This is a genomic window from Bifidobacterium pullorum subsp. saeculare, from assembly GCF_016899725.1.
GTDB classification, from domain to species: Bacteria; Actinomycetota; Actinomycetes; order Actinomycetales; family Bifidobacteriaceae; genus Bifidobacterium; species Bifidobacterium pullorum_C.
This window is the reverse complement of sequence record NZ_JACLYU010000012.1, coordinates 1-16,816: the sequence shown is the minus strand read 5'-3', so window position 1 is coordinate 16,816 and position 16,816 is coordinate 1. Positions and strand designations below refer to the sequence as shown.

The window sequence follows — 16,816 nt, the reverse complement described above, 5'->3', positions numbered from 1 at the left end:
CCGAGTGCTGCGACACGCCGATTTGCGCTCATCGTCGATTCGTGTCATGATAGCCAAGTTGCCAAGCGAGGTTCCCAAAACCTCAGAGGAAACACCGGCGGATTTCCCAAGCGGTCAAAGGGACCTGACTGTAAATCAGGCGCTTCGTGCTTCAGTGGTTCGAATCCACTATCCGCCACGCCCCGATAGCTCAGTGGTAGAGCACTTCCTTGGTAAGGAAGAGGTCGTGAGTCCAATTCTCACTCGGGGCTCTCTGGCGGGGTAGCTCAGCTGGCTAGAGCGTACGACTCATAATCGTAAGGTCAAGAGTTCGAGCCTCTTCCTCGCTACAAACGCGCCCGCCACCCGGCGGGCGCACACTTTAAGATTTGAGAACACAGAGGTGAATGAACATGGCTAAGAGCGCCGACATCCGTCCGGGCATCACGCTGGCCTGCACCGAGTGCAAGGAGCGTAACTACATCACGACGAAGAACCGTCGTAACACGCCCGATCGTCTCGAGCTCAAGAAGTTCTGCCCGCGCTGCCGCAAGCAGACCGTGCACCGCGAGACCCGCTGAGCGTCACAGACTTCCACCCGGCCCCCGACGGCCGGGTTTTTTCATATCCGGCCCGTTTCCGGCCCGTTCCGGCGGTCCCCGGCCCGCTCGGCCGTCCCCGGCGCGCGACCCCGGCCCCGGTAGAATGGCGGCCGGAACCCACGGGACGGAACCCACCGGCCGGACCCACCACCAATCCCAGGGAGGCATGATGACGTCCTTTGCAGACCTGACGACCATCGGCGTGGGCGGCGCGATCGCCCGCTTCGTCGAACCGACCACCCGCGTCGGCCTCATCGAAGCCGTCGAGGACGCCGACTCGCGCGGGCTGCCGCTGTGCGTCATCGGCGGCGGCTCCAACCTGCTCGCCGCCGACGCGCCGTTCGACGGCGTCGTCGTGCGCGACGCCCGCCGCGGCATCGCCGTGCCCGACGAGGCCGCCCCGGTCGAAGGGGCGGACCGTACCGTGCGCGTCTCGGCCGAGGCCGGCGTCAACTGGGACGACCTCGTGGCCTTCACCGTCGGCCTGGGGCTGGCGGGCATCGAGGGCCTCTCCGGCATCCCCGGCACCGTCGGCGCCTCCGTCGTGCAGAACATCGGCGCCTACGGCCAGGAGGTCGCCTCGTCGGTCGAATCCGTGGAGGTGTGGGACCGCTTGGACAAGCGCGTGCGCACGCTCGCGCCCGCCGACCTGGCCTTCGGCTACCGGTCCTCCGTGCTCAAGGCCAGCATGTACGTGGCCCCCGCGCAGCCGGCCGACCGCTTCTTCCCGACGCCGCGCTACGTGGTGCTGTCCGTCACCCTGGCGCTGCGGCACAGCGCGACCGGCGCGGTCGGCTACGGCCAGCTCGCCAAGGCGCTCGGCGTCGAGGTCGGCGACCATATGGCCATCGGCGCGATCCGCGAGGCGGTGCTGCGCGTGCGCGCCGCCAAAGGCATGCTCGAGGATCCGACGCGCTACGCCACGGCCGCGATGGCCGGCGCCAAGCGCGAGGAGAACGTGCGGGCCGACCTCGCCTCCTTGGCCGCGCTCCAGCAGGGCGCTCCCGGCGCCGCCCCCGCCGCCGACCCCGACCGCCACAGCTGCGGCAGCTTCTTCATGAACCCGATCCTGCCCGCCGAGCGGGCCGCGGGCCTGCCCGCGGACGCCCCGCGCTTCGCCGCCGTCCTGCCCGACGGCACGCCCGGTGTGAAGACCTCCGCCGCCTGGCTCATCGACCACGCCGGCTTCCACAAGGGCTTCAGCACCGGCGACGGCGCGAAGGCCGGCCTGTCCAGCCGGCACACGCTGGCCCTGACCAACCGCGGCGGCGCCACCGCCGCGGACGTGGCCGCGCTCGCCCGGGTCATCCAGGACGGCGTCGAGGACGCGTACGGCGTGCGCCTGGTGCCCGAACCGGTGGTCATCGGCATGGACCTGCGCTGAGCCTCCTATACTGGCCCCGGAGAGGATTCCAGGGCCAAGGGAGGGTTCCCATGCAGCTGTTCCGTACGAAATCGGTCGAACAGACCATCGCCGAGACCGGCGAGGAGGGGCACGCGCTCAAACGCGACCTGACCTGGTGGGATCTGGCCATCATGGGCGTGGCCGTCGCCGTGGGCGCCGGCATTTTCTCGGTGGGGGCCCAGGCCGCCGCCTTCCACGCCGGCCCCGCCGTGATCGTGAGCTTCGTCATCGCCGGCTTGGTCTGCGGCGCGGCCGTGATGTGCTACGCCGAGTTCGCCTCGATGATCCCGGTGGCCGGCTCCGCCTACACCTTCACGTACACCACGGTCGGCGAGATCGTCGCCTGGATCATCGGCTGGGACCTGATCCTGGAGATGCTCATGGCCGGCTCGGTGATCTCCAAGTACTGGGGCGTGTACCTCAACGACTTCTTCGGGCTCATGGGCTGGCATATCGGCACGAACGTCCACCTGGGGCCGGTCGCCATCGACCTGGCGCCCGTCGTGGTGGTCGCCTTCTTCACCGTGCTGCTCGTGTTCGGCACCAAGATCGGCGCCCGCGTCGACGGGGCGATGACGGTGCTCAAGATCGCGATCGTGCTGTTCGTCGTGGTGGTCGGCTTCTTCTACGTCAAGGCGGAGAACTTCACGCCGTTCATCCCGCCGAGCGAGCCGGCCACCTCGTCCGACGCGACGCTGAACCAGCCGCTGTGGCAGTGGGCCACCGGCATGACGCCGTCGATCTACGGCGTGCCCGGCATCCTGTCCGGCGCGGCGCTCGTGTTCTTCGCGTTCCTGGGCTTCGACGTGGTCGCCACCGCCTCGGAGGAGGCGAAGAACCCGCGGCGCAACGTGCCGCTGGGCATTGGCGTGGGCCTGGGGCTGGTCATCGTGCTGTACATGCTCGTCGCCATCGTGACCACCGGCATGGTCTCCTACAAGGATCTGGCCGCCCAGCAGGACCCGTCGCTGTCCACCGCCTTCGAGCTGGTCGGCGCCACCTGGGCCGCCAAGATCATCAGCTTCGGCATCGTGCTGGGCCTGGCCACCGTGATCATGGTGCTGCTGCTCGGCGTCACGCGCGTCATCTTCGCGATGAGCCGCGACGGCCTGCTGCCGCGCGGCCTGAGCCACACCGGCAGGCACGGCACCCCGGCGCGCCTGCAGATCCTCATGGGCGTGCTCATGGCCATCGTCGCCGCCTGCTTCGACGTCTCGATGCTGTCCGACATGGTCAACATCGGCACGCTCTCCGCGTTCACCCTGGTGGCCATCTCCGTGCCGATCATGCGCCGGCGCCGCCCCGACCTGCCGCGCACCTTCCGCGTGCCGGGCAACCCGTGGGTGCCGATCCTCATCGCCGTGGCCAACCTGTGGCTCATGGTGAACCTGTCGGTGGTCACCTGGCTGCGCTTCGTGGTCTGGTTGGTCATCGGCTTCGCCATCTACTTCGGGTACGGCTACCGCCACGCCCTGCTCGGGCGCGGGGACTTCCGGCCTGAGGCGTAAGCTGGCATCCATCGGCGGAGAGCCGCCGAGCGACCGTTGGGAGGTTAACCATGCCATACGTCATCGCCCAGCCCTGCGTGGACGTCAAGGACAAGGCCTGCGTGGACGAGTGCCCCGTCGACTGCATCTACGAGGGCAAGCGCTCGCTGTACATCAACCCGAACGAGTGCGTCGACTGTGGCGCCTGCGAGCCCGTGTGCCCCACCGAGGCGATCTTCTACGAGGACGACCTGCCGGAGGAGTGGGCCTGGTACAAGGACGCGGCCGTGAGCTTCTTCGCCGAGGTCGGCGACCTGGGCGGCGCCTCCGCCGCCGGGCCGATCGGCAAGGATCCCGAGCAGGTGGCCGCGCTGCCGCCGCAGAACCAGTGACTGTCGCATGTTGCGGTGCCGATGGCCGTCGCCTCCGGGCGGCGGCCATCGTCGTATGCCGGGCCGCGCGCATGCGGCGCATATGCGGCGAACCGTACGCTGAGTGTCCGTGAGCGTACGTTTTGTCGCACTGATTCCGTATGACTGCGGCGAACCGTACGCTGAGTGTCCGTGAGAGTACGGTTTGTCGCACAGACATCGCGCGCATGCGGCGAACCGTACGCTGAGCGGGCGTAAGCGTACGGTTTGCCGTCATAGCCCTCTGACATCTACCGTTATGCCGCCCGCAACCGTGGCGGCTATAATGACTGATTCGCGTCAGTGTGCATCAGCTTTAAATTGTAATACGTTGATATACCGGCGTATTACGATAGTGATATATCGTATTGCATCTGGTGATGGAGGTGGACGATGGTTATGGCATCGGTGACGGTCCGTGTGGACGAGGACACGAAGCGCCAGGCGTCCGCGATCGCCGAGGATCTGGGGCTTGACCTGTCGAGCGTGACCAGAGCCTTCTATCGGCAGATCGTGCGCGAGCGGCGCATTCCGCTCGATCTGTCGTGCTCGCCGTTGCCGGCGGAGACCGCGGATGCCCTGGCCGAGGCCCGGAGCATCGCGGCGTCGGGCGCCGCCCGGTTCGACACGGCCGACGACATGTTCGCAGCCTTGGGAATCTGACATGCTCAGGGCGGAATACACGAAGGCGTTTGAGCGGGATGTGAAGCGGCTCAAACGTCGTCATGCGGATTTTACGGATCTCAAAGAGGTCATACGCCTGGTGCTCGAAGATACGGGCGAGGCCAGGGAGACGTTGTGGCGTCGGCATCGGGCGCATATGCTGACCGGCGACTTGGCAGGCGTGATGGAATGCCACGTCGGTAACGCCGGCGACTGGCTCGCGATTTGGGTGCGCGAAGACGGAGTCGCCGTGTTCATGCGCACCGGCAGCCATGACGAGCTGTTCGGGAAACGATGACCTGACTTTCCTCAGCGGCTGTCCGGCCCACCCTGAGGCCGCGGCCGGCCCCGCGCGGCGGCCATCGTCGTATGCGGCGAACCGTACGCTGAGCGGCCGTAAGCGTACGGTTTGTTCTCTCATGCAGAAAACAATGCGGTAGAATCACTGTATTCCTTTGCGGTGTATGGAGTGTGTGGATGGAGGCTGTCATGGTGGAGAAGGGCGTGGCGCTGGATCGCATCACGGCGACCGTGGACGCGGCGCGGCTGCGCAACCGCATCTCGCTGACGGATGTGGCGCGAACCTCCCTGTGGAAGGAACGGCTCAAGGAACATGGGGTGGTCGAGGTGACCGACCGCTCCGATCCCTATGCCTACATCGTCAGCGCCGAAGGCATGGCCGAACTCGTGGGCCGGCTGGAGGAGCTGGAGGATGAGATCGAGCGCTACGAGACCGCGCGCATGGTCCGCGAGCGCGACCATAAGGGCAAGGTCTGGCTGTCGGGCGGCGAGCTCGCCGACAGCGCCATGAGGCTTATCGACGAACGGATGGGGCGATGACCTCCAGACGGTTGCTGGCACAGGCCGTCGAGGCCCTGAGCCAGGTCGAGGGCATGGCGATGGATTCCGCGGACCTCGCCGAGGACGTCATCAGACTGGTACAGGCCTGGGAGGGGCAGGACGACGGGGAAGCCGGGATGCTTCAGGCCGTGGACAGCACGGTGCGCGCCCTGCGGCAGCTCGTCGCGGGAGCGGTCGAGGGCGCGCCCCTCGTCGGGGACATGGGCGGATGGTGTTCCTACCATTACCAATACCGGCGTGTGCGTGGGCAACGGGCTGATATGCGCATCATCTACAGAAGGTCCTCCGACGGCATCCAGGTGCTGGCATTCGGAAACCGCCACCGCCCCTCCGACATCTACCGCCATGCCGCCCACAACCGCAGCGGTCAAGACGACTGATCCATACCGGCGAACCGTACGCTGAGCGGGCGTGAGCGTACGTTTTGTCGCACTGATTCCGTATGACTGCGGCGAACCGTACGCTGAGTGTCCGTAAGCGTACGGTTTGCCGCACCACAGGCTCGCGCGCCTGCGGCCGGCCCCCGGACGCCGGTCCCCGGGCAGTGGCTCCCGGCCCCCGGGCGGCCGGCTCACGCGCGGCGGCCATCGTCGTATGCTGAGGGAAACATGCACCGGAGGCCGGCCGCGGCTGGGCCGGCCCCGCACAAGGGAGGCAACGATGGGATTCCACGCGTACGAATCGCCCTACGACTGGTCGCGCATCGCCGGCTACAAGGCGACGGCCAAGGCCGCGGACGGCGGCATGGTCGACCTGTCGGTCGGCTCGCCCGTCGACCCGGTGCCCGAGGCGGCGCGGCGGGCGCTCGCCGCCGCCTCCGACGCGCCGAACGCCTACGGCTACCCCGCCACGGCCGGCACCGCCGACCTGCGCGCGGCCATCGACGACTGGTTCCGCGACTGCCGCGGCGTGGACCCCAAGGCGGTGAACGCGGCCGTCGTGCCCACCGTCGGCTCCAAGGAGGCCGTCGCGCTCATGGCCTCCCTGCTGCACCTAGGCCCCGGCGACGTGGTCGTCCAGCCGCGGGTCTCCTACCCGACGTATGAGATCGGCACCCAGCTCGCCGGCGCCACCGTGCTCAAGGTGGACGACGTGGCCGATGTCGATTCGTGGCGCTCGGTGCCCGGCGTCAAGGCCGTGTGGGTGAACTCGCCGTGCAATCCCACCGGCCAGGTGCTCGCCGATCACTGGCTGGCCGACATCGTGGCCGCCGCCCGCCAGATCGGCGCGGTCACGCTGTCCGACGAATGCTATGCGCTGATGACGTGGGGCGGCGCGCCCGCCGCGTGCGCGCTCGAATCCGACGTGTGCGAGGGCTCGGCCCAGGGCGTGCTCACGCTGTACTCGCTGAGCAAGCAGAGCAACATGGCCGGCTACCGCACCGCCTTCATCGCCGGCGACCGCAGCCTGGTCACACGCATGACCGAATACCGCAAGCAGATCGGGCAGATCATCCCCGGGCCAGTGCAGGCCGCGATGGCCGCCGCGCTGCGCAACCACGATTCCGTGGCCGAGCAGCGCGACCGTTACCGCCGCCGCCTCGAGGCGCTGGTCGGAGGCCTGCGCGCCCACGGCTACGATGCGCAGATGCCCGCCGGCGCGCTGTACGTGTGGGTGCCGGCCCGCTCCGGCGACTGCTGGACCGATATGGCCGACCTCGCCCGCATCGGCATCGTCCCCAGCCCCGGCGAGTTCTACGGCGCCCCGGAATTCCTGCGCTTCTCCGCCACCGCCACCGACGAGGCCATCGACCAGGCCGTCGCCCGGCTCAAGGGCTGAGCGGCCGGGGCGCGGGCGCCGGCCGCCCCGCCGCCGGCCGACCTCGACACCGCCGCCGGCCGGCCGCTCACGCCCCGAACTGGGCGGAGGACTTGCCGAAGCGGCGGCGCACCGCGTCCAACGCGGCCTCGGCGTCGCGCAGGCGGTCCGACCGGGTCGTGCCCGTCGGCGTCGACTCCTCCTCGATCACATCGCCCAGCGTCGGCTGCACGGCCGTCGTCCTCGCCTCCGTCAGGCCGCTGGCGCTCATCCCGGCCAGGCGGACCAGCCGGGGCAGCGGCGCGTCCGCGGGGGAGCCGGCCGGCATGCCCAGCATCGCGTGCAGCAGGCGCGCGCATTCGGGGTACAGCGTGCCGGCGGAATCGGTCGGGCGTTCCATGGTGTGCGCGCGGGTGCGGTAGCTCAGGTCGGCGAAGCGCAGCTTCACCGTCACCGTGCGCGCCACCAGCCCGCGGCGGCGCAGCGAGGCGGCCACCTCGTCGCTGGCCTCGCGCAGCAGGCGCAGCACCGTGCGCTGGTCGGTGGTGTCCTCGAGCAGCGTCTCCTCGGAACCGACCGACTTCTCCGGCGTGACCGGCGTCACCTCGCGCGGGTCCAGCCCGCGCGAGGCGAGCCACAGGCCGTGGGCGGCGGCCTTCGAGCCGGTGGCCCGGGCCAGCGTCGTCTCGTCCAGCTGCGCCAGGTCGGCCACCGAGCCCACGCCCCAGTCGTTGAGGCGGCGCTCCATGCTCGGGCCGATGCCGGGGATGCCGCGCAGGGGCATCATCTGCACGAATTCGGCCGACCGGGCCTTGGGGATGAGCAGCATGCCGTTGGGCTTCGCGTTGGTCGAGGCCATCTTGGCGACCAACTTGTTCGCCGCCACGCCCACCGAACAGGTCACATGGAAGCGGCGCTCCACCTCGGCGCGGATCCACGCGCCGATCGCGGTGGGGCTGCCCCAGCGCAGCAGCGCGCCGGAGACATCCATATAGCCCTCGTCCACCGAGACCTGCTCCACCCGGTCGGTGACGGCGTGGAACACCTCGGTCATGATCGCGTGGGAGACCGCACGGTAGTAGGCCATGTCTACCGGCAGGAACACGCCGTCCGGGCACAGCTGGCGGGCGCGGGCGGCCGGCATCGCCGAGTTGATGCCGTAGCGGCGCGCCTCATAGCTGGCGGCGGAGACCACCGAGCGCGGACCGGTGCCGATGATGACCGGACGGCCCTTGAGCTCGGGGTGCCGTGCCACCTCCAGCGACGCGTAGAACGCGTCCATGTCGATGTGCAGGGTGGTGCAGCCGGATTCGTCATGACCCCAGTCGCGGCGCTTGGCCTCCTCCACCCTTGGTGCGGTGCTCATGCCCCTATCCTAATCTGCAGGTCCGGTTCCGGGTGGGAGCGACGAGCATGACCCGTCATGCGGTTATAATTCTCTTGTGATTCGGGTATGTGATGTGGGCCTGGTCACGAGTTGTGAATGTTGTACTCGCGTATGTCCATAGACACTGAGCGCCAACGGACATATTTATCCAGTTGCTATACGGATCGACCTTCGGAGAGATCGACATGACTCGATTCCGCGATACAGACGCAGCCCCTACAACCTTCGTGTCAGTCACTGTTTTCTTGATCTCGGCCACTGTGTCCATGGTGGCCCAGGAGAAGATTGGCGCACCAATCGGATATTGGCGCCGGGTTACAGCAACGGTGCCACATATGGCACTTGCCGGGCTGCCATGCTCCGCACGCTCAATGCGCACGCTCAATGACTGGATCAACTATGGCGAATTCGGCCAAGGATTCAATTCAGGCGTTGCCGTTGCTGCCACCTATAGTGGAGCACTTCTGGGGGCATCATGACTGTTTGGATTCGCGCCTGCGGCCGTTTCTTCGCCGCGCTTATGGTGTGTACTCTGACCGTTATCGCGCTAACGGGATGTGCGACCGACGGGAGCGAACCCAGTGCCAGCTCATCGGGTGCGGATGCAGGATACGATTCCTCGGCAAGGGCACCAGAGCAATCCGCCAACGACGTACAGCAGCGAACCGACCTCGTTAACGAGCATCAATCCTCATGGAACCGATACGAAGTGGTCTCGGACACTGCTGTGCGTATTTTCTTCTCCATGGGACTTCCCAGGTGCTATGGTGTGCGAGCTACTGTCGACGAAGATTCCTCCACAGTGCTCATCACCCTCTACGAGGGAACACTCCCCAACGCACCAACCGCCTGTGCTGCCGTCGCAGTCAACGCCTCCCTTCTTCTTACCACACGCAATCCCATTGGAAACCGTTCCATCATTCAGTAGGCATGAGCTGGAGACGCTGGAACAGCTGTGTCGTCGCGACCGGTTCGACATGGTGGTGGTGTACGGCCGGCGGAGCGGCCGGCCGGGACCGCCGCGTGGCTGGACGGGGATTGGCCGGCCGGGCGCTAGGCTGTGGAGGTGGAACCAGTCATCATGAACCAAGGAGGACTGCCATGGTGATGCACAGGAACATGGGGCCGTTCGACACGACCGCCATCGGTCAGGGGGAGATGCCTCTGACCATCGAGAACAACCTCGGCTGGGACACAGGCATCGAGACTATCCACGCCGCGCTCGACGCCGGCTGCCGCCACATCGACACCGCGTGGGCGTACTACTGCTCCGGCGGCGAGGAGCAGACCGGCGAGAAACTGGTGCGCGAGGCGATGGACAGCTGGAAGGGTCCGCGCGAGGAGGTGCTGGTGGCCACCAAGGTCGGCCACTTCCGCAACTTCACCGACGGCAAGCCCACCTGGGATGTGGACGGCCGGCCGGAGAACCTGATCCGCCGCGGCAAGGAAAGCGCGCAGGCGCTGGGCGTGGACACCATCGACCTGCTGTACTTCCACCGCCCGGACCCGAAGGTGCCGTACGCCGAGTCCGTCGAGGCGATCAAGCAGCTCGTGGACGAGGGCGTGGCCCGCACGGCCGGCGTCTCCAACGCGTCGATCGCGCAGATCGACATCGCCCGCAGCGTGCTGGGGGACAGCCTGGTGGCCGTGCAGAACCAGTTCTCGCCGATCTACACGGAGACGATCGATACGCTGCGCCATTGCGCCGAAACTGGCCTGGCGTTCGTGTGCTGGAGCCCGCTGGGCGGCTACCGCAAGCCGAAGGACGAGACGAAGTTTGACCCGTTCCGCTCGGTCGCCGAGACCCACAGCGTCAGCTACCAGCAGGTGGTGCTGGCCTGGGAGCTGGCCCTGGGCGACCATGTGTTCGTGATCCCCGGCGCCCACCGCCCGCAGACCATCTGCGACTCCCTCAAGGCCGGCGACCTCGTCCTCGCGCCCGAGGAGCTCGCCATGCTCAACGCCGCCTGCGGCATCAGGTGAGTTGGCCCGCGTCCGTGCCACCACCGCTCGGGGTGGTGGCACGCCGCACCAGCTTAGGCATAATCGAGATGGTGGCATGCGCGTGCGACCGCGGAGCCTCCATCTCTTCCAAAAGCCGGTGCATGGCCTGCCTGCCCATGTCGTCGCCAGGAGCCTGCACCACGGTCAGGGGCATCGACCCCACCGCGTCAAGCCGGTCGCCTTCCATGCCGATGACGGCGATGTCATCAGGCACGGACACCCGGGCATCATCCATCAGCGCATTGACCAGTCCCACGGCGAGGAAATCAGTGGCGGCAATCACGCCGTCGGGGCGTGCGTTAGCTGGCATCGCGGCAATGACGCGGCCCATCGCATAGCCATCCTCGATCATGATGCCTTGCGAATCGACGTTCGTGATCTCCGGTATGCCGCCCGTGCGATCGACGGATTGCTGCGCTATGTAGCGCGAGGCGCCCTCCCAACGATCCCTGATGGCCTGGAAGTCATGCTCGCTGTGCCCCAGAAACATCAGTTTGCGGCGGCCGCAGGCGAGCAGCTCTGCGGCGGCCATCTGGCCCGCGGCCACGTTGTTCTCCACAATCGTGCAGGCGGTTGTGGTGCCGACGGGATTCTCATGGTCGATCATGACCAACGGCACGCCGGCCTTGGTGGCCGTCGCGATGTCCTTGCCTGAGTCGAACACCGAGCTGAGTAGAATGCCGGAGACGCGCATGCGGCACAGATGCCGCACCTGCTCGCTCTGCCGCTCTTGGGTCGACATGGCGTTCATGGCGATGAGCTGCAGGCCATGGTCCTCGCATACTTCCTGCGCACCTTCGAAGATGGAGGTGAACAGCGAATGCTCGATGTCGGTCATGACCAAGGCCACGGTGTCGGCTTGGCGGGTACGGCCCGTCGCATAGGGGGCGCGGCGGCGTGTGTAGCCTAGGTCGTCGATGGCGTGTTGGATGCGTGGGCTCAAGGCCGCGGACCGCGTGACCATCGGCCACGCCGAGGTGCTGGACGACTCCCATGAGGACCTGGGCACCCGCCCGCTCAAGCGCGGCCGCCAGGTCGACGAATACCTTTCCGACGGCACGGACGCCTGGTGGGAGCCCCGTTTCGTGATGCACGGCTTCCGCTATGCCAAGATCACTGGCATCGCCGACCTGACCGCCGACGACATCGTCTGCACCGTGTATCACTCGGTGATGCGCCGCACCGGCTGGTTCGAGACCTCGAACGCGTTGGTGAACCGGTTGCATGAGAACACGCTGTGGTCCATGCGTTCCAATTTCATGTCGATTCCCACCGATTGCCCGCAGCGTGACGAACGTGTGGGCTGGACCGCGGACATCGCCGTGTTCTCGCCCACCGCCCTGTACTTGTACGACGTTTCCACTTTCCTGGCGAACTGGCTGGAGGATGTCTCCTTCGAACAGGAGAAGAATGGCACCGTGCCGTTCTACATCCCTTACGTCAAGCTCGGCATCTGGGCCGATCCCGCCGCCATCGGCGTGTGGGGCGACGCGGCCGTGCTGGTGCCGTGGGCCGTGTACATGGCCACCGGTGACCGTGGCGTCCTGGAGGCGAACTACCAGCTCGCCACCCGGTGGGTCGACGAGGTGAACGGCTATCTGTCCCCTGACGGCGTGTGGGACCGCCGGCCTGATTACCCGATCGGGCAGCTCGGTGACTGGCTCGACCCCATGGCGCCGCCGGATTCCCCGGACCAGGCCATGACCGCCAAGGAACTCGTCGTCACCGCGTTCCATGTGCATAGCCTGCGCCTCGTGGCGAAGATGGCCGGCATCCTCGGACATGCCGATGACGAAACCGAGTACCTGCATCGGGCCGAGCATGTGGCCGAGGGCTTCCGCGCGCGCTTCATCGGCGCCGACGGCCTGATGAGCTCCGACACCCAGTGCGCCTACATGCTGGCGATCATGTTCGATTTGGTCGATGCCTCGACCCGTGACCGCTTCGGCGAGCGCCTGGTGCAGCTGGTGCGCCAGGCCGACGGCAAAATCGGCACCGGTTTCGCCGGCACGCCGTACATCCTGCCTGCTCTCACCGCCACCGGCCACTATGACGAGGCCTATGGCCTGTTCATGTCCACCAAGTGCCCGAGCTGGCTGTACGCGGTGACGATGGGCGCCACGACCACGTGGGAGCGTTGGGATTCCATGCTTCCGGACGGCAGAATGAACCCCGGTTCCATGACCTCGTTCAACCATTACGCGCTGGGCTCGGTCAATGACTGGGCGCACGCAGTGATCGGCGGCCTGGCGCCGTTGGAACCGGCGTGGCGCACGATTCTCGTGGCGCCGCATCCGGGTGGTGGGCTGACCCACGCCTCCTCCAAGCATGAGACCCCGTACGGCGAAGCCTCCTGCGCGTGGACGGTTGAGGACGGCGTCATGACCGTGGACATCACGGTGCCCCACGGCACCACCGCCGTCGTGCGTCTGCTTGGCGACGAGGAACGGAAGCTGGACGGCGGCGAATACCGTCTGTCCGTCACGCTGTAATCATCACGGCATGAGGCGATGCTCGCCGCATCGTCGCGCTCGTGACGGCGAAGCCCGCCGCCGGACCATTCCGGCGGCGGGCTTCGCCTTGGCGTTATGATGGGGGGCGATGACACTCAGAATAGATGAGAATGAGCTGGCGGCGTTGCTGTCCGAACATTCCTGGGATATCGGCCATGGTTCGTGGGCGGCCGGGGTGGCGGACATCATCGCCGGAGCCGGATGGCCGATGGCGGCGTTCTCTGCTTCGTGGCCGGCGGCCGTGCAGTGGCCGATTGCCGCTGGGAGACCATAGCCGGCATGGAAAGGACCCCGCGCATCATGGAGGTCAACGACGACGTGGTCGGCATGGTGAAGGGATACGTCCACTGACCACGTCGTCTGCTTCCTCTGTCTGCTCCGGCGGGCCTCCGAGCCGGCGGCCTGCGGCTGGGGACCGGCCGGCGGCTCAGAAGTCCCAATCGTCGTCGTCGGTCTCCACGGCCTTGCCCATGACGTACGAGCTGCCCGAGCCGGAGAAGAAGTCGTGGTTCTCGTCGGCGTTGGGGGACAGGGCGGCCAGGATGGCGGGGTTCACGTCGCAGGCGTCGGCCGGGAACAGCGCCGGATAGCCCAGGTTCATCAGCGCCTTGTTGCCGTTGTAGCGCAGGAACTTCTCCACGTCGTCCGCCAGGCCCACGCCGCTGTACAGCGAGGCGGTATAGTCCACCTCGTTGTCGTACAACTCGCCCAGCAGACTGTACGTGTAGTCGCGCATCTCCTCGCGCTTCGCCTCGCCCACGCGCTCCAGGCCCTTCTGGTACTTGTAGCCGATGTAGTAGCCGTGCACGGCCTCGTCGCGGATGATGAGGCGGATCACATCGGCCGTGTTCGTGAGCTTGGCGTGCGCCGAATAGTACATCGGCAGGTAGAAGCCCGAGTAGAACAGGAAGGATTCGAGCAGCGTGGAGGCGACCTGGCGCTTGAGCGGGCTGTCGCCCTCGTAGTAGTCGAGCACGATCTGCGCCTTGCGCTGCAGGTACTCGTTCTCCTCGCTCCAGGAGAACGCCGCGTCGATCTCCTGCGTGGAGCACAGCGTGGAGAAGATCGAGGAGTACGACTTGGCATGCACCGACTCCATGAACGCGATGTTCGTGTACACCGCCTCCTCGTGCGGGGTGAGCGCGTCCGGGATCAGGGAGACCGCGCCCACGGTGCCCTGGATCGTGTCGAGCAGCGTCAGGCCGGTGAACACGCGCATCGTGAGCGTGTGCTCCTCCGCGCTCATCGACTGCCAGACGGGGATGTCGTTGGAGACGGGGACCTTCTCCGGCAGCCAGAAGTTGCCGGTGAGGCGGTCCCACACCTCGAGGTCCTTCTCGTCCTCGAGACGGTTCCAGTTGATGGCAGTGACGCGGTCGATGAGCTTGAGCGGACGGCGGGGCACGGAGATCGGTGCCATGATGGGATTCCTTTCGTGGGGGGATGTGGATAGGGGGACGACGATGGTGAGGTGCGCTGATCGGGGAGCCCCCCTCAGTCACGCTGTTGCGTGCCAGCTCCCGCCAGCGGGAGCTCCGGCGGCCGCCGGCGGGGACGGACGTCACAGCGCGCAGCTGACGCAGTCGCGCACCTCGGTGCCTTCGAGCGCCTGCTGGCGGATGCGGATGTAGTACAGCGTCTTGATGCCCTTGCGCCACGCGTAGATCTGCGCCTTGTTGAGGTCGCGCGTGGTGGCCGTGTCCGGGAAGAACAGCGTCAGGCTGAGCCCCTGGTCCACATGCGGCGTGGCGGCGGCGTAGGTGTCGATGATCTTCTTCCAACCAATCTCGTAGGCGTCCTCGTAGTAGTCGAGGTTGTCGTTGGTCATGTACGCGGCCGGGTAGTAGACGCGGCCGGTGCGCCCCTCCTTGCGGATCTCCACCTTCGCGGCGATCGGATGGATCGAGCTCGTGGCGTGGTTGATGTAGGAGATCGACCCGGTGGGCGGCACGGCCTGCAGGTTCTGGTTGTAGATGCCGTCGCGCAGGATCGCGTCGCGTAGCGCGGCCCAATCGGCCGCCGTCGGCACCGCGATGCCGCGGTCGGCGAACAGGCGGCGCACCGTCGCCGTGCGCGGCTCCAGCGGGCGGCTGCCGTCGGTGTATTTGTCGAAGTAGTTGCCCTGCCCGGCCGGCTTGGCGTACGCGGACGTGCGGAACGAGGCGAACGCGCGCCCCCGCTCCACGGCCAGCGCGTGCGAGGCGTGGTAGGCGTGGTAGGCGATCGTCATGAAGTAGATGTCGGTGAAGTCGAGCGCCTCCTCGCTGCCGTAGTGGATGCGCTCACGGGCGAGGAAGCCGTGCAGGTTCATCTGCCCCAGGCCGATCGCATGGCCCTCCTCGTTGACGCGGCGGATTGAGGGCACGCAGTCCATGCTCGTGTGCTCGCTGACGGCGGTCAGCGCGCGCACCGCGGTCTCCACGCTGCCGGCCAGCCCGGCGTCCATCGCGCGCGCGATGTTGAGGGATCCCAGATTGCAGGAGACGTCGCGGCCCACATGCGTGTAGGAGAGGTCCTCGGCGTAGGTGCTCGCCTCCTGCACTTGCAGGATTTCCGAGCACAGGTTGCTCATGGTGACCCGGCCCTCGATCGGGTTCGCGCGGTTCACCGTGTCCTCGAACATGAGGTACGGGTAGCCGGATTCGAACTGCAGCTCGGCCACGGTCATGAAGAACTGGCGGGCGTCGATCCACGTCTTGCGGATGCGATCGTCGGCCACCATTTCGTCGTACCGCTCGGTCACGGAGATGTCCGCGAACGGCACCCCGTATACGCGCTCCACGTCGTAGGGGCTGAACAGCGCCATGCGCTCCTTGCGCTTGGCCAGCTCGAAGGTCACGTCCGGCACCACCACGCCCAGGGAGAGCGACTTGATGCGGATCTTCTCGTCTGCGTTCTCGCGTTTGGTGTCCAGGAAGCGCAGGATGTCCGGGTGGTGCGCGTTGAGATACACGGCGCCCGCGCCCTGGCGCGCGCCCAGCTGGTTGGCGTAGGAGAACGAGTCCTCGAGCAGCTTCATCACCGGGATCACGCCGCTGGACTGGTTCTCGATGTGCTTAATCGGCGCGCCGAGCTCGCGCAGGTTGCTCAGCAGCAGCGCCACGCCGCCGCCGCGTTTGCTCAGCTGCAGCGCAGCGTTGATGCCGCGCGAGATCGACTCCATGTTGTCCTCGATGCGCACCAGGAAGCAGCTCACCGGCTCGCCGCGCTGCGCCTTGCCCAAGTTGAGGAAGGTCGGGGTGGCCGGCTGGAAGCGGCCGGCGATGATCTCGTCCGCCACCCGCAGCGCCATCGCCTCGTCGCCGGCGGCCAGGTCGAGCGCCACGGCCGCCGCGCGCTGCGGGAAGTCCTCGAGGTACTGGGTGCCGTCGAAGGTTTTGAGCGCGTACGACTGGAAGAACTTGAACGCGCCGAGGAAGGTCCCGAACTCGAAGCCGCTCGCCTCCACATGCGCGTAGAAGCGGTCGAGGAACTCGGGGGTGTAGCGCGCGAACACGGCCGGGTCGTAGTACTGGTGCCCGATGAGATAGTCGAGCCGGGCCCGGGTGCTCGGGAAGGTGAGCGTGTGCTCGGCCACGTGGCCGGTCACGTATTCGCGTTCGGCGGCCTTGTCCTTGTCGAACTGGATGCGGCCGTCGGCGTCGTAGAGGTTGAGCATCGCGTTGAGCGCGTGCCAGTCGTGCGCCGGGTCGTAGGGGGCGGGGGCCGTGGCTTGGGTTGGGGTCGTTGCTTGGGCCGGGGGCGACG

17 protein-coding genes and 3 tRNA genes are annotated in these 16,816 nt (G+C 67.1%); 16 read left to right on the top strand and 4 right to left on the bottom strand.

Translation table 11 applies throughout. The features are described from left to right. Positions 1-96: 96 nt before the first annotated feature. The 12 genes from H7U32_RS06755 (at position 97) to dapC (ending at position 7,186) form a co-directional block, all read left to right on the top strand. Positions 97-178: transfer RNA gene (locus H7U32_RS06755), tRNA-Tyr, on the top strand. Position 179: 1 nt separating this feature from the next. Further along, positions 180-251, top strand: a tRNA-Thr gene (locus H7U32_RS06750). A 4-nt stretch (positions 252-255) separates the two neighbouring features. Next, a tRNA-Met gene (locus tag H7U32_RS06745) sits at positions 256-329 on the top strand. Between the two features lie 63 nt (positions 330-392). After that, positions 393-560, top strand: coding sequence for a 50S ribosomal protein L33 (gene rpmG, locus H7U32_RS06740; protein WP_204469212.1), 168 nt, complete (start codon positions 393-395; stop codon positions 558-560). 190 nt (positions 561-750) lie between these two features. Then, positions 751-1,965: a UDP-N-acetylmuramate dehydrogenase gene (locus tag H7U32_RS06735; protein WP_204469276.1), complete on the top strand. Its 1,215-nt coding sequence runs from the start codon at positions 751-753 to the stop codon at positions 1,963-1,965. A 50-nt stretch (positions 1,966-2,015) separates the two neighbouring features. Next, positions 2,016-3,494 (top strand): amino acid permease, encoded by a 1,479-nt coding sequence (locus H7U32_RS06730; protein WP_204469210.1) that lies wholly within the window; start codon positions 2,016-2,018, stop codon positions 3,492-3,494. Between the two features lie 50 nt (positions 3,495-3,544). Further along, positions 3,545-3,865, top strand: coding sequence for a ferredoxin (fdxA, locus tag H7U32_RS06725; protein WP_204469208.1), 321 nt, complete (start codon positions 3,545-3,547; stop codon positions 3,863-3,865). Positions 3,866-4,276: 411 nt separating this feature from the next. Next, complete coding sequence (locus H7U32_RS06720; RefSeq protein ID WP_204469206.1) at positions 4,277-4,546, top strand: type II toxin-antitoxin system RelB/DinJ family antitoxin; 270 nt, start codon at positions 4,277-4,279, stop codon at positions 4,544-4,546. Between the two features lies 1 nt (position 4,547). Beyond that, a complete protein-coding gene (locus tag H7U32_RS06715; protein WP_204469204.1) occupies positions 4,548-4,844 on the top strand; it encodes a type II toxin-antitoxin system RelE/ParE family toxin in 297 nt (98 codons plus the stop codon). 179 nt (positions 4,845-5,023) lie between these two features. Then, complete coding sequence (locus H7U32_RS06710; RefSeq protein WP_204469202.1) at positions 5,024-5,386, top strand: hypothetical protein; 363 nt, start codon at positions 5,024-5,026, stop codon at positions 5,384-5,386. Next, a complete protein-coding gene (locus H7U32_RS06705; RefSeq protein ID WP_204469201.1) occupies positions 5,383-5,787 on the top strand; it encodes a hypothetical protein in 405 nt (134 codons plus the stop codon). The genes H7U32_RS06710 and H7U32_RS06705 overlap by 4 nt, the downstream gene beginning before the upstream one ends. 280 nt (positions 5,788-6,067) lie before the next feature. After that, positions 6,068-7,186, top strand: a complete 1,119-nt coding sequence (gene dapC / locus H7U32_RS06700) for a succinyldiaminopimelate transaminase (RefSeq protein WP_204469199.1) — start codon at positions 6,068-6,070, stop codon at positions 7,184-7,186. Between the two features lie 67 nt (positions 7,187-7,253). On the opposite strand, the gene dinB is transcribed toward dapC, so the two are convergent. Next, the gene (dinB, locus tag H7U32_RS06695; RefSeq protein WP_204469197.1) at positions 7,254-8,531 is read right to left on the bottom strand and encodes a DNA polymerase IV; all 1,278 of its coding nucleotides are present in this window, start codon (positions 8,529-8,531) and stop codon (positions 7,254-7,256) included. A gap of 287 nt (positions 8,532-8,818) precedes the next feature. Between dinB and H7U32_RS06690 the strand changes: the two genes are divergently transcribed. Then, complete coding sequence (locus H7U32_RS06690; protein WP_239457586.1) at positions 8,819-9,031, top strand: hypothetical protein; 213 nt, start codon at positions 8,819-8,821, stop codon at positions 9,029-9,031. 622 nt (positions 9,032-9,653) lie between these two features. Next, positions 9,654-10,535 carry an aldo/keto reductase gene (locus tag H7U32_RS06685; protein ID WP_204469195.1) on the top strand — a complete coding sequence of 294 codons (882 nt, stop codon included), beginning with the start codon at positions 9,654-9,656 and terminating at the stop codon, positions 10,533-10,535. Here H7U32_RS06685 and H7U32_RS06680 read toward each other — a convergent pair. Then, positions 10,528-11,520: a LacI family DNA-binding transcriptional regulator gene (locus tag H7U32_RS06680; RefSeq protein WP_275051232.1), complete on the bottom strand. Its 993-nt coding sequence runs from the start codon at positions 11,518-11,520 to the stop codon at positions 10,528-10,530. The two genes, H7U32_RS06685 and H7U32_RS06680, sit on opposite strands and share 8 nt — an antisense overlap. Here H7U32_RS06680 and H7U32_RS06675 point away from each other — a divergent pair. Next, complete coding sequence (locus tag H7U32_RS06675) at positions 11,486-13,048, top strand: family 78 glycoside hydrolase catalytic domain (RefSeq protein WP_239457585.1); 1,563 nt, start codon at positions 11,486-11,488, stop codon at positions 13,046-13,048. The genes H7U32_RS06680 and H7U32_RS06675 overlap by 35 nt on opposite strands. 222 nt (positions 13,049-13,270) lie before the next feature. Next, on the top strand, positions 13,271-13,420 hold the full coding sequence (locus tag H7U32_RS06670) for a hypothetical protein (RefSeq protein WP_204469190.1): 150 nt from the start codon (positions 13,271-13,273) through the stop codon (positions 13,418-13,420). Positions 13,421-13,496: 76 nt separating this feature from the next. On the opposite strand, the gene nrdF is transcribed toward H7U32_RS06670, so the two are convergent. Continuing rightward, the gene (gene nrdF / locus H7U32_RS06665; RefSeq protein WP_204469188.1) at positions 13,497-14,489 is read right to left on the bottom strand and encodes a class 1b ribonucleoside-diphosphate reductase subunit beta; all 993 of its coding nucleotides are present in this window, start codon (positions 14,487-14,489) and stop codon (positions 13,497-13,499) included. A 141-nt stretch (positions 14,490-14,630) separates the two neighbouring features. Continuing rightward, positions 14,631-16,816 (bottom strand): class 1b ribonucleoside-diphosphate reductase subunit alpha (gene nrdE / locus H7U32_RS06660; RefSeq protein WP_306452358.1); only part of this gene is annotated, 2,186 nt, incomplete at its 5' end.

Bases quoted from the DNA above. Each gene is read 5' to 3' on its own strand.
- H7U32_RS06675 (WP_239457585.1), top strand. From the start codon at position 11,486: ATGCGTGGGCTCAAGGCCGCGGACCGCGTGACCATCGGCCACGCCGAG.
- H7U32_RS06720 (WP_204469206.1), top strand. From the start codon at position 4,277: ATGGTTATGGCATCGGTGACGGTCCGTGTGGACGAGGACACGAAGCGC.
- H7U32_RS06730 (WP_204469210.1), top strand. From the start codon at position 2,016: ATGCAGCTGTTCCGTACGAAATCGGTCGAACAGACCATCGCCGAGACC.
- H7U32_RS06680 (WP_275051232.1), bottom strand. From the start codon at position 11,520: ATGGTCACGCGGTCCGCGGCCTTGAGCCCACGCATCCAACACGCCATC.
- H7U32_RS06685 (WP_204469195.1), top strand. From the start codon at position 9,654: ATGGTGATGCACAGGAACATGGGGCCGTTCGACACGACCGCCATCGGT.
- H7U32_RS06705 (WP_204469201.1), top strand. From the start codon at position 5,383: ATGACCTCCAGACGGTTGCTGGCACAGGCCGTCGAGGCCCTGAGCCAG.
- dinB (WP_204469197.1), bottom strand. From the start codon at position 8,531: ATGAGCACCGCACCAAGGGTGGAGGAGGCCAAGCGCCGCGACTGGGGT.
- fdxA (WP_204469208.1), top strand. From the start codon at position 3,545: ATGCCATACGTCATCGCCCAGCCCTGCGTGGACGTCAAGGACAAGGCC.
- H7U32_RS06670 (WP_204469190.1), top strand. From the start codon at position 13,271: ATGGCCGATGGCGGCGTTCTCTGCTTCGTGGCCGGCGGCCGTGCAGTG.
- dapC (WP_204469199.1), top strand. From the start codon at position 6,068: ATGGGATTCCACGCGTACGAATCGCCCTACGACTGGTCGCGCATCGCC.
- H7U32_RS06710 (WP_204469202.1), top strand. From the start codon at position 5,024: ATGGAGGCTGTCATGGTGGAGAAGGGCGTGGCGCTGGATCGCATCACG.
- H7U32_RS06690 (WP_239457586.1), top strand. From the start codon at position 8,819: ATGGTGGCCCAGGAGAAGATTGGCGCACCAATCGGATATTGGCGCCGG.
- H7U32_RS06735 (WP_204469276.1), top strand. From the start codon at position 751: ATGACGTCCTTTGCAGACCTGACGACCATCGGCGTGGGCGGCGCGATC.
- H7U32_RS06715 (WP_204469204.1), top strand. From the start codon at position 4,548: ATGCTCAGGGCGGAATACACGAAGGCGTTTGAGCGGGATGTGAAGCGG.
- nrdF (WP_204469188.1), bottom strand. From the start codon at position 14,489: ATGGCACCGATCTCCGTGCCCCGCCGTCCGCTCAAGCTCATCGACCGC.
- rpmG (WP_204469212.1), top strand. From the start codon at position 393: ATGGCTAAGAGCGCCGACATCCGTCCGGGCATCACGCTGGCCTGCACC.